Source organism: Parazoarcus communis (assembly GCF_003111645.1).
GTDB lineage: Bacteria > Pseudomonadota > Gammaproteobacteria > Burkholderiales > Rhodocyclaceae > Parazoarcus > Parazoarcus communis_A.
This window is the reverse complement of sequence record NZ_CP022187.1, coordinates 942,030-955,806: the sequence shown is the minus strand read 5'-3', so window position 1 is coordinate 955,806 and position 13,777 is coordinate 942,030. Positions and strand designations below refer to the sequence as shown.

General features: G+C 60.9%; 13 protein-coding genes and 1 tRNA gene. 10 read left to right on the top strand and 4 right to left on the bottom strand.

Going from position 1 to position 13,777, the window contains the following annotated elements:
• Positions 1 to 37: 37 nt before the first annotated feature.
• On the bottom strand, positions 38 to 775 hold the full coding sequence (gene ompR, locus CEW83_RS04445; protein WP_108948255.1) for a two-component system response regulator OmpR: 738 nt from the start codon (positions 773 to 775) through the stop codon (positions 38 to 40).
• 341 nt (positions 776 to 1,116) lie between these two features.
• Between ompR and CEW83_RS21300 the strand changes: the two genes are divergently transcribed.
• The 4 genes from CEW83_RS21300 (at position 1,117) to CEW83_RS21730 (ending at position 3,399) form a co-directional block, all read left to right on the top strand.
• Entirely contained in the window at positions 1,117 to 1,323 is a 207-nt protein-coding gene (locus CEW83_RS21300) for a hypothetical protein (RefSeq protein WP_234418993.1), read from the top strand.
• A 68-nt stretch (positions 1,324 to 1,391) separates the two neighbouring features.
• A complete protein-coding gene (tsaB, locus tag CEW83_RS04435; protein ID WP_108948253.1) occupies positions 1,392 to 2,081 on the top strand; it encodes a tRNA (adenosine(37)-N6)-threonylcarbamoyltransferase complex dimerization subunit type 1 TsaB in 690 nt (229 codons plus the stop codon).
• Positions 2,078 to 2,533, top strand: a complete 456-nt coding sequence (gene rimI / locus CEW83_RS04430) for a ribosomal protein S18-alanine N-acetyltransferase (RefSeq protein ID WP_234418992.1) — start codon at positions 2,078 to 2,080, stop codon at positions 2,531 to 2,533. The genes tsaB and rimI overlap by 4 nt, the downstream gene beginning before the upstream one ends.
• A gap of 29 nt (positions 2,534 to 2,562) precedes the next feature.
• Positions 2,563 to 3,399 (top strand): uracil-DNA glycosylase, encoded by an 837-nt coding sequence (locus CEW83_RS21730; RefSeq protein ID WP_108948252.1) that lies wholly within the window; start codon positions 2,563 to 2,565, stop codon positions 3,397 to 3,399.
• Between the two features lie 20 nt (positions 3,400 to 3,419).
• Here the strand turns inward: CEW83_RS21730 and lplT are convergent, their stop codons facing one another.
• On the bottom strand, positions 3,420 to 4,670 hold the full coding sequence (gene lplT / locus CEW83_RS04420) for a lysophospholipid transporter LplT (protein WP_108948251.1): 1,251 nt from the start codon (positions 4,668 to 4,670) through the stop codon (positions 3,420 to 3,422).
• A gap of 144 nt (positions 4,671 to 4,814) precedes the next feature.
• On the opposite strand from lplT, the gene CEW83_RS04415 reads away from it, so the two are divergent.
• The 3 genes from CEW83_RS04415 to CEW83_RS04405 all read left to right on the top strand — a co-directional run bounded on the left by CEW83_RS04415 (position 4,815) and on the right by CEW83_RS04405 (position 8,346).
• Positions 4,815 to 5,753 carry a LysR family transcriptional regulator gene (locus CEW83_RS04415; protein WP_108948250.1) on the top strand — a complete coding sequence of 313 codons (939 nt, stop codon included), beginning with the start codon at positions 4,815 to 4,817 and terminating at the stop codon, positions 5,751 to 5,753.
• The gene (radA, locus tag CEW83_RS04410; RefSeq protein WP_108948249.1) at positions 5,753 to 7,129 is read left to right on the top strand and encodes a DNA repair protein RadA; all 1,377 of its coding nucleotides are present in this window, start codon (positions 5,753 to 5,755) and stop codon (positions 7,127 to 7,129) included. Before CEW83_RS04415 ends, radA begins: the two co-directional genes overlap by 1 nt.
• A gap of 623 nt (positions 7,130 to 7,752) precedes the next feature.
• The gene (locus CEW83_RS04405) at positions 7,753 to 8,346 is read left to right on the top strand and encodes an RluA family pseudouridine synthase (protein WP_234418991.1); all 594 of its coding nucleotides are present in this window, start codon (positions 7,753 to 7,755) and stop codon (positions 8,344 to 8,346) included.
• A gap of 24 nt (positions 8,347 to 8,370) precedes the next feature.
• Here the strand turns inward: CEW83_RS04405 and CEW83_RS04400 are convergent, their stop codons facing one another.
• Positions 8,371 to 9,672: a D-amino acid dehydrogenase gene (locus CEW83_RS04400; RefSeq protein WP_108948247.1), complete on the bottom strand. Its 1,302-nt coding sequence runs from the start codon at positions 9,670 to 9,672 to the stop codon at positions 8,371 to 8,373.
• A 133-nt stretch (positions 9,673 to 9,805) separates the two neighbouring features.
• Here CEW83_RS04400 and CEW83_RS04395 point away from each other — a divergent pair, with 133 nt between their 5' ends.
• Positions 9,806 to 10,273, top strand: coding sequence for a winged helix-turn-helix transcriptional regulator (locus tag CEW83_RS04395; RefSeq protein ID WP_108948246.1), 468 nt, complete (start codon positions 9,806 to 9,808; stop codon positions 10,271 to 10,273).
• A gap of 115 nt (positions 10,274 to 10,388) precedes the next feature.
• Here the strand turns inward: CEW83_RS04395 and CEW83_RS04390 are convergent.
• Positions 10,389 to 10,473, bottom strand: a tRNA-Leu gene (locus tag CEW83_RS04390).
• Positions 10,474 to 10,755: 282 nt separating this feature from the next.
• On the opposite strand from CEW83_RS04390, the gene CEW83_RS04385 reads away from it, so the two are divergent.
• On the top strand, positions 10,756 to 11,709 hold the full coding sequence (locus CEW83_RS04385; protein ID WP_159099383.1) for an ABC transporter substrate-binding protein: 954 nt from the start codon (positions 10,756 to 10,758) through the stop codon (positions 11,707 to 11,709).
• Positions 11,706 to 13,769: a diguanylate cyclase gene (locus tag CEW83_RS04380; RefSeq protein WP_108948244.1), complete on the top strand. Its 2,064-nt coding sequence runs from the start codon at positions 11,706 to 11,708 to the stop codon at positions 13,767 to 13,769. Before CEW83_RS04385 ends, CEW83_RS04380 begins: the two co-directional genes overlap by 4 nt.
• Positions 13,770 to 13,777: the final 8 nt, after the last annotated feature.

The following is a 13,777-nucleotide window of genomic DNA, read 5'->3' as shown; positions in this document are numbered from 1 at the left end:
AAGCCTGGGCGCACCTGTCTGGGGCGGCCGTTCGGAATCAGTCACTGCTTGCCGGCTTGTTGTCGTCCGGTACAAAGACGTAGCCGAATCCCCACACCGTCTGGATATAGCGCGGCTTTGCGGGGTCGTCTTCGACCAGCTTGCGCAGCCTGGACACCTGAACATCAATGGCCCGGTCGAAAACGCCGTACTCACGACCACGCGCGAGTTCCATCAGCTTGTCTCGCGACAGGGGTTGCCGCGGGTGCTGAAGCAGAACCTTCAGCAACGAGAATTCGCCGGTCGTGAGCTGAATCTCCTCCCCGTCGCGTTGCAGCGTTCGCGTGCCAAGGTTTACACGGATGCGACCGAAGACGACGATCTCATCCTCGGCAGTCGGCGCACCCGGAAGCGGGGGAGGCTGCCGGCGCATCACCGCCTGAATGCGGGCGACGAGTTCGCGGGGATTGAAGGGCTTGCCAAGATAGTCGTCGGCACCCATCTCGAGGCCGACGATGCGATCCACATCATCGCCCTTGGCGGTCAGCATGATGATCGGAATCACGCTTTCCGCTGCACGCAGGCGGCGGCAGATCGACAGGCCGTCCTCGCCGGGAAGCATCAGGTCGAGGACGATGAGATCAAAGTGTTCGCGATGAAGGGCGCGGTCCATCATCGGCGCATCGTTGACGGCCTTCACGGCAAACCCCTGCTCCTGAAGGTAGCGGGACAGAAGGTCGCGCAGACGAGCGTCATCGTCTACGAGCAATACGCGGTATCGAGTTTTTCCGTTCATGACGCGCATCCTATCGTGTGTTCTGGCGCCTCGCCAGCGTTCTCGCGCTCGCGCTCAGCCCCGCTGCGTAACGCTTCGTAAGGCGCCGCCTCAGGGCAACATCCCCTTACAATGGCATCTTCGTTTAGTGCTTTTGAGCTAGGCGGGAGCCTTGTTGTCCGTTATTTTTACGCTTGTACTCACATGGGTGAGTTGAGCGCAGAGTTTTGATCATGATCCCGAAACGCTTCATCTTCCACGCTGGTTCAATTTCCGCGCTGTCAAGGTGCCTGCCTGGCCTTGCCGTGTGTGCTGTCGCGGGCGTGATGAGTGTTTCCGCGCATGCAGAACCGGTGCCGGAGGTGACAGAGATCGTACCTGAGACGATTGTCGTTCGCCCCGCCCAGCGACGTGCCGAGTTGCGTCGAGCACTTGAATCGAACCTGCAGCAAGGCGCGACTCCAAGCCGGCGCAGGCTGAGTCAGGAAGAGCGCGAGGCCCTGCACCGCGATTTGCGTGCGGTCATGCGCAACGTCAACGCAGATCAGGACGACGGACGTTCGCGCTGAAACGGCTGCGCGAGATCAGCTTTCCAAAACAGGCCGATCGGCCTGTCAGCCGGTAGAATATCGGCACCATGAATTTACTCTCCCTCGAAACTTCCTGCGAACACGCGAGTGTCGCGCTGTACATGGACGGAGATCTCCGGGAGCATCTGCTCGAGGGGCACGCCAATCATTCCGAGTACATCCTGTCCGTCGTCCGTCAGTTGCTGGCCGATGGTGGTATCGGGGTGAGCCGTCTGGATGCGGTGGCCTTTGGCAGTGGCCCAGGAGCCTTCACCGGTTTGCGTCTGTCCTGCGGAATTGCGCAGGGGCTCGCGCTCGGCGCAGGGCTTGGCGTGGTTCCGGTATGCAGCCTTGACGCGCTTGCGATGCAGGCGCCCGAAGCAAACGTTCTGGCCGCAACCGATGCCCGTATGGGCGAGATCTATTTTCGCCCCTGTGTCATCGAAAACGGCCTTGCGAGACCGCATGGCGAAGCGGGTTGCGCTGCGCCCGATGGCCTGGACTTGCCGGATGGAAAATGGTGGGGAATCGGTTCTGCCTTCAAGGCTTATGGCGACAGGCTGAGCGATCGCTTTCACGGTCAGCTGCTCGGAAGCAGTCCTGATGCAGTGCCGCGCGCGCGCGATGTCGCGCTGCTGGCCGCAGAGCAGGTCAGCCTCGGAAAGCTCTTGGCGGCCGAACACGCTGCACCACTTTACGTGCGCGACAAGGTCGCACTGACAACCGCCGAGCGGCTCGCGCGCGGAGGCAAGGCATGACGGTGTGCGAGACGGCCGTCTTCACGCCGATGTCGGAAGATGACCTCGACTGGGTCAGCGACCGGGAGGCTGAACTGCACCCGTTCCCGTGGTCCAGGGGGAATTTTGCGGATGCGCTTGCTGCCGGGTACGCGAGCTGGATCATGCACGAGGCTGGACGCCCGATTGGCTACAGCATCGTTCTCGGTGTGCTCGATGAGGCGCATCTGCTCAACATCAGCGTCGTGCGCGACGCTCAGGGACAGGGGCGTGGGGCCAGGCTGCTAGCGCACCTGTTCGCAGAGGCAAGGCATAGCGGGGCGCGCGAGTTCTTCCTCGAAGTTCGTCCGTCGAACCAGTCTGCGCTTGCGCTTTACAACCGGTCCGGATTCATCGAGATCGGTCGCCGCAAGGGCTATTACCCTGCAACTGACGGGCGCGAGGATGCGATCGTGATGAAGGCGAGCCTGTGACCCCGCAGCGGGCTGCCTTGCTCCGGGAAATGGGGCTCGCTCCGTTGTGGCGGCTGCGCAGCAGCCCGAAGGCCGACGTTGTCCCCGAGCCCCGGCCTGCAGGTCGCCGCACCGAGGCGATCCCTGCAATGCGGCACGCGCGCAGTGAGTCCGGTGAGCAGGTCGTCAGGCCAACGCCTCAGGAGCGGTCCGTCGAGCAGCGGCCGGCGCCGACCCCTATCCCTGAAGAAGCCGCTCCTGCCGCCCGAGCACCCGAGCCAGCCTCACCACAACAAACGACGCCTGACCCGCTCAGGAGTGCGCGCATCGCCGGGCTGGACTGGGCCGGGCTCGAAGACGAAATTCGCGCCTGTCGCGCCTGCAGGCTGTGCGAGAAACGACGACAGGCGGTGCCTGGCGTGGGCGATCGCAAGGCGAGCTGGATGCTGGTGGGGGAGGGGCCGGGTGCGGACGAGGACCGCCTCGGGGAACCTTTCGTCGGACAGGCCGGCAAGTTGCTCGACAACATGCTCGCAGCGCTGGGGCTGACGAGGGCGCATCAGGTCTTCATTGCCAATGCGGTCAAGTGCCGGCCGCCGCATAATCGCACGCCCGAGGCGGACGAGATCGCAGCCTGTCTGCCCTTTCTTCAGCGCCAGATTGAACTGGTTCAGCCCCGCTTGCTGATTGCGCTCGGGCGGCCGGGTGCGCAGGCGCTTCTGGATACCGCGGTCAGCATTGGTGCTGCGCGCGGAAAGCGCTTCGAACGACAGGGGGTTCCGGTGGTGGTCACCTATCACCCTGCCTACCTGTTGCGGAATCCGCAGGACAAGGGCAAGGCGTGGGAGGATCTGTGTTTTGCGCGCAGCCTGGTGTCCCCGGACTGATGGGGCCCGGGTCTGCGCGGTCAGTGATGCAGATCTTCGAGCTGACTGACGTCGTCCTTCACGCGCTGATTCGCTTCATGGCGGAGTTTGACGAAGAACATTGAACCAGCGACAAAGAGTCCGAAAAGAACGATCACGACATTGATCGAGAACCCGAGCATGATCAGCAGCGCATAGCCGCCGGTCATGATCAGGATGGACAGGTTCTCGTTGAAGTTCTGCACCGCGATCGAGTGACCGGCGCCCATCAGGATATGTCCTCGGTGTTGCAGCAGTGCGTTCATCGGCACCACGAAGAACCCGGCCAGCGCACCAACCACGACCATCAGTCCCATCGCAATGGTGGAGTTGGTAACGACGGTCATCACCAGCACCATCAGGCCCATCGCAATACCCAGTGGAATGACCCTGACCGAACGCCTCAGCGACACGAAGCGCGCGGCGAGGATTGCGCCCACCGCGACGCCGATCGCAACCACGCCCTGCAGCATGGACGCTTCGGACAGTCCGAGGCCAAGGTTGTGCTCCGCCCACTTGATGACGATGAACTGCAGGGTTGCGCCTGCTCCCCAGAACAGCGTGGTGACCGCAAGCGATATCTGGCCGAGCTTGTCGCGCCAGAGCAGCTTCAGGCAGTGATTGAAATCGTGAACGAGGTACAGGGGGTTGTTCTTCAGCGGCTTGTGGTCAACGCCGGTGTCCGGAATGTGGAAGTTGAACCAGGCCGCGACCAGGTAGAGGGTACCGATTGCCAGCACGCTGGCTTCAAACGCCGATGTAACGAAGGGCAGGTTAAGTCCAAGCAGCCAGCCCGAAACGTCTTCGCGGATCAGCACGCCCCCCATCACGGTGCCGACAATGATCGCGCCAACGGTCAGGCCTTCGATCCAGCCATTCGCGACCACGAGCAGGCGATGCGGAAGATACTCGGTGAGGATGCCGTACTTGGCCGGCGAGTACGCTGCTGCACCCAGACCGATCACCGCATAGGCGAACAAGGGATGTGTGCCGAGGAAAAGCATCAGGCAACCGCCGATCTTGATGGTGTTGCTGATCAGCATGACCCGCCACTTGGGCATCGAGTCCGCGAATGCGCCCACAAAAGCCGCCAGTGCCACGTATGACACGGTAAAGAACAGCTTGAGCAGCGGCTCATATTCCGCAGGAGACGCCATATCCCGTAGAAGCGCGATGGCGACGATCAGCAGAGCGTTGTCAGCAAGCGCAGAAAAGAACTGCGCCGCCATGATGATATAAAAGCCGAGCGGCATCGTTGCGGTACACACCGTCGCGTTAGCGGAAGCGCGGTTTATATCACGAAGGGAAGAAACTTGTTACGACCTTGCTCAATCGGGGTGAGTTGAAACGTGATCTGTGGTGTAATTATCGATATAAACAAGGTTTATTGAATAATCATGGCAGATCGTCGGTTGCAAGTTTTTCACGCTGTGGCAAAGCACGGCTCGTTCACGCGCGCAGCCGAACACCTGTTCATGACACAGCCGGCCGTGACCTTTCAGATCAAGCAACTGGAAGAGCACTTCAACACCCGGCTTCTCGAGCGCGGTCATGGTCACATCTCGCTGACTCCCACCGGCGAACTTGTGCTGGCGTACGCAGAACGCATCCTCGGGCTCTCGGACGAACTCGAGTCGCGTGTATCCGAGCTGACCGACGAGTTGTCAGGTGCGATCAACATTGGCACCAGTACCACCATCGCCGCGTACTGGCTGCCGCGCCTGCTCGAAAGCTTCAAGCGCCGCTTCCCGCGCGTGGTGCCGCGGGTCGTTGTAGGCAATTCGCAACTCACCGAAGATCGCGTCGCGGCGCGCGACCTGGATATCGGGCTGATCGAGATCGTTTCCGATCAACCCGCAGTCGAGCGCTTCAGCGCCGCGCAGGACGACCTGCTGGTCATCTGTGCACCGACACATCCGCTGGCACAAGCGACTTTGCTGAAGGCGGAGGACCTGATTGAGCATCCCTTCATCACCCGCGACCCGGGTAATGCGATCAGGGAGCTTGCAGAACAGTTCTTTGAAGCGGCCGGTGTGCCGATGACCGAAATCAACATCTGTGCCGAACTTGGCAGTCTGGCCACGGTGAAACATCTTGCAGCCGAGGGCATGGGCTACGCGATTGCGTCCCGAGCCGCCATCCTGCGCGATCTTCGCGAGGGCAAACTGGTGGGCATCCCCCTCGAACCCAGGCTTTTCACCCCGCTTGAGGTCATCATCCCGCGCGACAAGTTCCGCTCGCGCCTGATCACCACCTTTGCAGAACATGCCTGTGCCGAACTCACGGAAATGGCTGCAACGGTAGCCGAACGCGCATCCGAACAAGGTCTTGGCTGATGGCGAAAGCCAAGTCGGCCTATGTGTGCTCCGAATGCGGTGCTCAGACCCCCCGCTGGCAAGGTCAGTGTCCGCAGTGCCAGGCATGGAACACCCTGACCGAAACCGTCCTTGAGCGTGGGGGAGGGGCGGCACCGAGCCGTTTCGCCGCACTTGCGGGCGCGGCCTCCAGGCTGCAGCCTCTGTCCGCGCTGCAGCCCAGGGAAGAACCCAGAATACCGACGGGCATTGACGAGTTCGACCGTGTACTCGGTGGCGGTCTGGTCGCGGGCGGAGTGGTACTCATCGGCGGCGATCCCGGAATCGGAAAGTCGACCCTTTTGCTGCAGGCCCTGTGCCATCTCGCAGCGGCGCACCCTGTGGTCTATGTCAGCGGTGAAGAGTCGGGCGAACAGGTTGCGCTGCGTGCTCAGCGCCTGCAATTGCAGGCCGGTGAGCTGCAACTGCTTGCAGAGATCAATCTTGAGCGCATTCTCGACACCCTGAAAACCGCTGCACCCCGGGTTGCCGTCATCGACTCCATTCAGACGGTGTATTCCGAAAGTCTTCAGTCTGCGCCGGGCTCGGTCGGGCAGGTGAGGGAGTGCGCGGCGCAGCTCACGCGTTTTGCGAAGCAAAGCGGGACGACGCTGATCCTGGTTGGACATGTCACGAAGGACGGCACCCTGGCAGGTCCGCGCGTGCTCGAGCACATCGTCGATACCGTGCTGTACTTCGAGGGCGACAACCATTCGAGCTTCCGCCTCGTGCGTGCGTTCAAGAACCGCTTTGGTGCGGTCAATGAGCTCGGTGTGTTCGCAATGACCGATCGCGGTTTGAGGGGCGTCTCCAACCCGTCAGCGCTGTTTCTGTCGCAGCATGCAGAGCAGGTGTCGGGCAGTTGTGTCCTCGTCACCCAGGAAGGGACGCGCCCTTTGCTGGTCGAAATTCAGGCGCTGGTCGATGGCGCACAGAGTCCAAACCCCCGCAGGCTGTCGGTGGGGCTCGAACAGACCCGCTTGGCGATGCTGCTTGCAGTCATGCACCGGCACGCCGGTATCGTCTGCTTTGATCAGGACGTGTTCGTAAACGCAGTCGGCGGCGTCAAGATCACCGAGCCTGCGGCCGATCTTGCGATCCTGCTCGCCACGGTCTCGTCCTTGCGCGACCGGCCGCTGAAACAAGGGCTCGCCGTGTTTGGTGAAGTCGGCCTTGCAGGCGAGATCCGTCCCGCGCCACGCGGGCAGGAGCGACTGAAGGAAGCGGCGAAGCTCGGATTCGACACCGCGATCGTGCCCAAGGCAAACATGCCGCGACATCCGATCGAGGGAATGGAGATCCATGCAGTGGAGCGCATCGATCAGGCGCTGGACGTTGCGAAGGGCCTGAGTGAGTGAAGGATCGTCCGCCCTTATTGTCGGCGGCGGCTTCCGCGCCATTAAATAACTTTCGAGAGGAGCATTTTGTGGACTCAGCCTTGGTCATTTCATCTGCACTAGCTGTGCTTTTCCTGATATTCGTTTCAGTCTATTTTCTGAAACGCTCCAAGTCATCTCCGGGAGTGGACCCGCTTGTTAGGGCATGTTTTGGTGACCGTGGAAAGGCGGCCCGCTTGATCGCCTATGAGCTCAAGCTTTCACCGGGCCTTAGTGAGCGCGAGGCCAGATCACGCGCCTTCTCAAGGCTGGAGAAAGACCGTTCACGGTGATCGTATCCTTTTGCGCGCACTTGCATGGGCTGCTTGGGCACGGTTGTGCGCACAATCTGTCAGGAGCAACGGGGATACTCATACGCGCTGGTCGACGCGAAGTGAAAGTATCAGTTTACATAATACACATTATGGTTGTTATGGATTAAGAGCGCAGAGCACGTTGCATCCGAAGAATGCGGTATTTGCTCCGTGCTCATTTCGCGGTGACAATCGCCACCCGTATACGAGTACTGAATTTCCGGCATGAACTCCGCTCCATATTCTCCGCCACCACCCGCGCCGCTGGATTATCTCCATGTCGATGCTTCGATGCTGGTCGTGGTCAAGCCTGGAGGCTTGCTGTCGGTTCCGGGGCGTGGCGCGGACAAGGCTGATTGCCTGGTCTCGCGAGTACAGGCCGATTTCTCCGACGCACTGATCGTGCATCGCCTCGACATGGAGACCTCGGGACTGATCGTGCTCGCCCGCAACACAGTGGCACATCGGTGCCTGAGCCTGATGTTCCAGGAACGTGAGGTTCATAAGCGCTACCTCGCAGTTGTCGATGGCCTGCTTGCCAGCGATGAAGGAAGCCTGGACTACCCATTGATTGCTGACTGGCCGAACCGACCGTTGCAGAAAGTGGATTTCGATACCGGCAAGCCATCAACGACCCACTACCGCGTGATTGCACGCGATGGCGACGAGCTCGTGACTCGGGTTGAACTCACGCCAGTCACAGGCCGTACGCATCAACTGCGGGTGCACATGCTGACTCTGGGGCACCCGATTCTCGGTGATGCACTCTACGGCACACCTGATACGCACAAGGCTGGACGCCTGCTATTGCACGCATCCAGCCTTGAACTGAAACATCCCGACAGCGGCCTTCCGCTTAGTTTTGCGAGCGAACCGCCGTTCTGAAGCCTTGTTGAGCAGTGGGCTCCCTCAGCCTGCGGGCTGAAGATTCACCAGTTTGCCGCCGCTGGATGGCTTTTTGGTGTAGCGGGAGATCGCCAGGTCGTCGTGGCGGATCGCCGGCTGACGGCCGGTGATGACATCGGCCAGCAGTTGCCCCGATCCACATGCCATGGTCCAGCCAAGCGTGCCGTGCCCTGTATTGATATAGAGGTCGGGGTAAGCGGTTGCACCGACGATCGGCGTGCCGTCCGGTGTCATTGGTCGCAGTCCGGTCCAGAACTCTGCCGCGGAAAGGTCGCCGCAACCGCCAAAAAGGCTGCCGACGACCATTTCGAGGGTCTCGCGGCGGCGGGGATTCAAGCCGAGGTCAAAGCCGCCGAGTTCGGCCATCCCCCCTACCCTGATCCGCTGATCGAAACGCGTAATTGCCACCTTGTAGGTTTCATCGAGCACCGTCGAAACCGGCGCGGCGCTTTCGTCTGCGAGCGGGATCGTCAGCGAGTAGCCCTTGAGCGGATAGACCGGGAGGTCCAGCCCCAGGGGCGCGAGCAGGTTGCGCGAGTAGCTGCCGAGGGCCAGCACGTAGCGGTCCGCAGAGAGGACCTCTTCGCCGACGCGAACGCCGATGATGCCTCCACCGCCGGTCAGGATTTCGTCCACTGAGACGCCAAAGCGGTATTCGACACCCAGGTCGCGGGCCATCTCCGCAAGCCGGGTTGCGAACAACTGGCAATCGCCGGTTTCATCGTTGGGCAGGCGCAAGCCGCCGACGAGCTGGGCATCCGCCCGGGCCAGCGCCGGCTCTGCGCGAATGAGCCCGTCGCGGTCCAGCAGTTCGTAAGGAACACCAAACTCTTCGAGCACGCGAATGTCCTGTCGAGCGGCTTCCAGCTGTGCGGCGGATCGGAACAGTTGCAGCGTGCCCTTGCTCCGCTCTTCATAGTGCAATCCGGTATCGCTGCGCAGTGTGCGCAAGGTGTCGCGGCTGTACTCGGAGAGACGCATCATTCTTGCCTTGTTCTCGGCATAACGCTCGGCGGTACAGTTACGAAGCATCTCCATCATCCAGCGCAATTGAAACAGGCTGCCGTCGGCGCGAATCGCGAGTGGCGCATGACGCTGAAAAAGCCACTTCAGGGCCTTCAGGGGAATGCCGGGCGCAGCCCATGGCGTCGAGTACCCTGGAGAGACCTGCCCTGCGTTTGCAAAACTGGTCTCCATGGCAGGCGCCGGCTGGCGATCGATAACCGTGACCTTTGCTCCGGCGCGCGCCAGATAATAGGCGGTCGTCGTTCCAACCACACCGCTGCCGAGAACCAGAACACGCATGAACTCTCTCCTGAACTCAAAGTAGTAGAATTTCGCTAGTTTATTGACTGTCTGCTAGTGAAAGACACTGAAGTGCGATCACAGCTCAGTGGATATCTCCGAAATAATCCCAAAAGCATCAGCAGGTAGTGAAATGCAGAATCTCGATCGAATCGACCGGAAAATCCTCGTTGAACTGCAGAAGAACGGGCGCGTTTCAATGACTGAACTTGCCCAGCGGATCGGCCTGTCGGCGACGCCGTGTACCGAGCGCGTACGCAGGCTTGAGCGCGACGGAATCATCACCGGTTATCACGCGCACCTGAATCCGCAGGCGCTCGGCAAGAGTCTGCTGGTCTTCATCGAGATCAAGTTATCGACGCGCTCGGGCGAGGTGTTCGAGCGCGTCCGCAAGGAGTTGACGACAATCCCCGAGGTCATGGAGTGCCACCTCGTCTCGGGCGATTTCGACTATCTGATCAAGGCCCGGATCGGCGAGATGAGCGAGTACCGCCGACTGCTCGGCGATCTGCTGACGCAGTTGCCGTCGGCAGCGGAGTCGAGAAGCTACGTCGTAATGGAAGAGCTGAAGGAAACGCTGTATCTGGATATCGAGCGCTGAGCGCGTCAGTCTCGTCGCAGCAGTCAGCAGGATCCTGCGTTGCCGCACGAAAACCGCCGAATGCCGAACACGGGGTGAGATGTCCTGCCCTATGTCTCTGGCAGGTCAGTAATCCTGGTGCGAGGGAAGAGACTCGAACTCTCACGCCTTGCGGCGCTGGAACCTAAATCCAGTGCGTCTACCAATTCCGCCACCCTCGCGAGGTGCCGCGACGACGCGCGGTCGCGAATTATACACAGGCACGGCCTTGCATGTGCATCGGCACGGAGCTCGATTGATTGCTTGACCACAGCACATTCCCCGTGAGAGCCTGCGATGGGTATAAAAAATGCGATATGAGACCCAATTTGATGAATGTGCGTGCTGGTTTTCCAATGGCCTGTAGTCGCACGCCGGGGTGGCATACCAAAGAATGAGACAGCGCCTGTACAGTCCCCCTGCAACCACTCAAGTCCTGCCCATGTCGCACCTGGTTAACAGACTTGACCACCAAGTCTTTCCGCTCGGCCGACATGCTTAGAGGTTGGAGAACGCTCTTCCTGCTGCCGGTGATAACTGCCGTGCTTGTGCTTTCAGCACCGGCACGCGCGATGGATATCGCTTTCGCGTTGTCGCATGCGTCCGGTCCGCACCGGATATTTCTGGAGGCGCTGCAACGATCACCGATGCCCCGCTCCCATCATATTGCGGATGGCGGCAGCGTAGACGAAGGCCTTGATAGCGCCGTTCTCGAGCGAGCCGACATGATCGTTGCGGTCGGTGCGCGCGCTACCGAAGAAATACTGAAGAAATTCAGCGCTCCCATACTGTCTGTACTTGTCAGTCGGTCGCAGTACCGCAGTCTGATCGCTGCGTATCCCGATGCGGCGTTGTCTGCCATGGTGCTGGATCATCCCGCCGCAAGACATATGCGGCTTGCAGGCGCGGTGGCGCCCAACGTGCGAACGGTCGGTCTGATCATTGGTCCGGACAGCCTCGATCTGGAAAAGGTGTTCTCGACGGCAGCAGCCGATTCCGGTGTCAGTCTCCTGTCCCGACGAATTGGCGCGGTTGAGGACCTCCTTCCTCAGCTTGAACAGTTGCTGCAGGCGAGTGATGCATTGCTCATGATCCCCGATCCCATCGTTGCCTCTCAGGCTTCTGCTCGCACCATCCTGCTGACCAGTTATCGCTACCGTAAGCCCATCCTTGCCTACTCCCAGGCCTACGTTCAGGCGGGAGCGCTGGCAGCGGTGTATAGCTCACCTGAAGATGTGGCCGGAGATCTTGCGGCGTGGCTGCGCAGTGCTGGAACAGAGAGCTTGCGTCAGCCGCTTGTTCTGAATCCTGTCCGGTTTTCGGTTGCTGTGAACCGGCAGGTGGCGCGCTCACTCGGACTGGATGTGCCAAGTGACACCGAGCTGATTGATCGCATTGCAGGTGTCGCAAGGAAATGAGTTTGCTCAGAAAACTTTCGCTTCGGCAGCGCCTTCTCCTCGTTGGGCTGCTTCCTGCCGCGCTGCTTGCAACCTGTATCGCAGGCCTTTTTTTCTGGCGTGGAACGCAGTCGATCGATGCGGCGCTCGACGATCGCGGGATCGCAATCGTCAGCTTTCTCGCCCCGGCCTCCGAATATGCGGTGATTTCGGGCAACCGACTGACTCAGATGGGGCTGCTGCAGGCCGTGCTGGACCAACCGGACGTTACCGGTGCGGCCCTGTTCGACAGGGACGGAGGTTTGCTCGCCGTCAGCGGTCGTATGGAGCTCGTCCATCCCGGGCTGGTCACTCAGACCGAACATCCCCGCAACATCGGTCGCAATACCAAGCGCATCGGTTACGCAGCTCCGGTCGTGGCCGAACCGCTGGTCATGAACGACGTTTTCGAGCCACAGCTCCGTCAGGGCGGTGCGAGTGAGCCGGAGACGATTGGCTGGGTCTATGTCGAGCTCAGCAATCAGGCAATCGAAGGGCGCAAGCAGAATGTGATCCTGACCGCGCTCAGCCTGTTCATCGTCGGCCTCGGGCTGGCTGGCCTGCTGGCGTCGCGTCTGGCCTCCTCGGTCGGCAAGCCACTGGGAAGGCTGGTGGAGGCGGTCAGCCGCATCGGCGCCGGTGATCTCGACGTCTCGGTGGCGGACGATGCCCCGAGCGACGAGCTGAGAGCCCTGCAGCGCGGATTCAACAACATGGCGCTGTCGATTGCGCAGGCACATCACAATCTTCAGGCCCGCATCGATGAGGCAACGTCGAAACTCGCCTATCAGGCCCTTCATGACCCGCTGACAGGGCTGCCCAACAGGCGCGCCTTCGAGCAGGCGCTCGAGACTGCGGTCACACGTTCCCGCAGATCGGGTGATCACGCGACGCTGTGCTTCATCGACCTCGACCGTTTCAAGATCGTCAATGACAGTTGCGGGCATGCTGCAGGCGATGAGTTGCTGCAGAACATTGCACGTCTGATCCGGCAACGGGTGCGGACTGGTGATCTGATCAGCCGCATCGGCGGGGATGAATTTGCGCTCATCCTCCACGAATGCAGTCCGGCCGACGCACGCGGCCTGGCCGAAAGTTTGCGCGAAGTGGTGTCCACCTATCGGTTCCATTGGGAGGAGCGGCGCTTTACTGTCGGTGCAAGTATCGGGCTGGTGCGAATCGACGGCCGAACCAGTAGCGCGTCCGATCTGCTCGTCGCCGCCGATCTTGCCTGCTATGCCGCGAAGAAGGCCGGTCGAAATCAGGTTGTGGAGCATTCGGCGGAACCCGCCGGCAATCGTCGGAAGACCGACCTTCCGGCGGCGAGCATGGCGCACTCGGGCGTAATTCCCTACGAGCGCCTGTCGCTCTTCAAGCAGTCGATCAGGGCCCTCGACGACGGTCTTCAGAGTGAATGGTACGAAGTCCTGCTCCGGGTCAGCGACACCACCGGTGGCATGCACTCGCCCATCGAGCTGCTGTCCAGCATCGAGTCTCCCGATACGCTGCTCGAACTCGATCTGTGGGTGGCAGAGCATGCCTGCCGCCTGATTTCGCGGCAGTCTGACATCAGACAGTTCAGTCTCAATCTTGGCCCGGCCACCATTGCCAATCCCCAGGCTTACCTGTCCAGACTGGCCTCCCTGCTCGCCGAAACTGAATTGTCGCCCTCGATGGTGATTCTTGAGTGCCCTGCCCGACTGACCGAGCAGGCACCCGAGGAGTGCAGCCTCTTCTTCGAGCAGGCTCACCAGATCGGGATGCGGATAGCCATCGAGAAGCTTGACGGTGGGGCGACCGTGCTGCTGCCATCGCTGCATCCGGACTTCGTCAAGGTCAGCCTGAAAACCCTGGTGGAGTCGTTTGGACTGGAAGCGGGGTGCAACGTCGCGCAGGCACTGTGCGGAATGGCGGCCGCGCTGTCGATTCCGGTCATTGCCTCGGAAGTCGAGGACGCGCTGTTGCATGAATCCCTGAGTGATTACGGCTTTAACTACGCCCAAGGTGAGCTGGTGGCAGCACCTGTGCCATTGACCAACTAGGTTCAGAC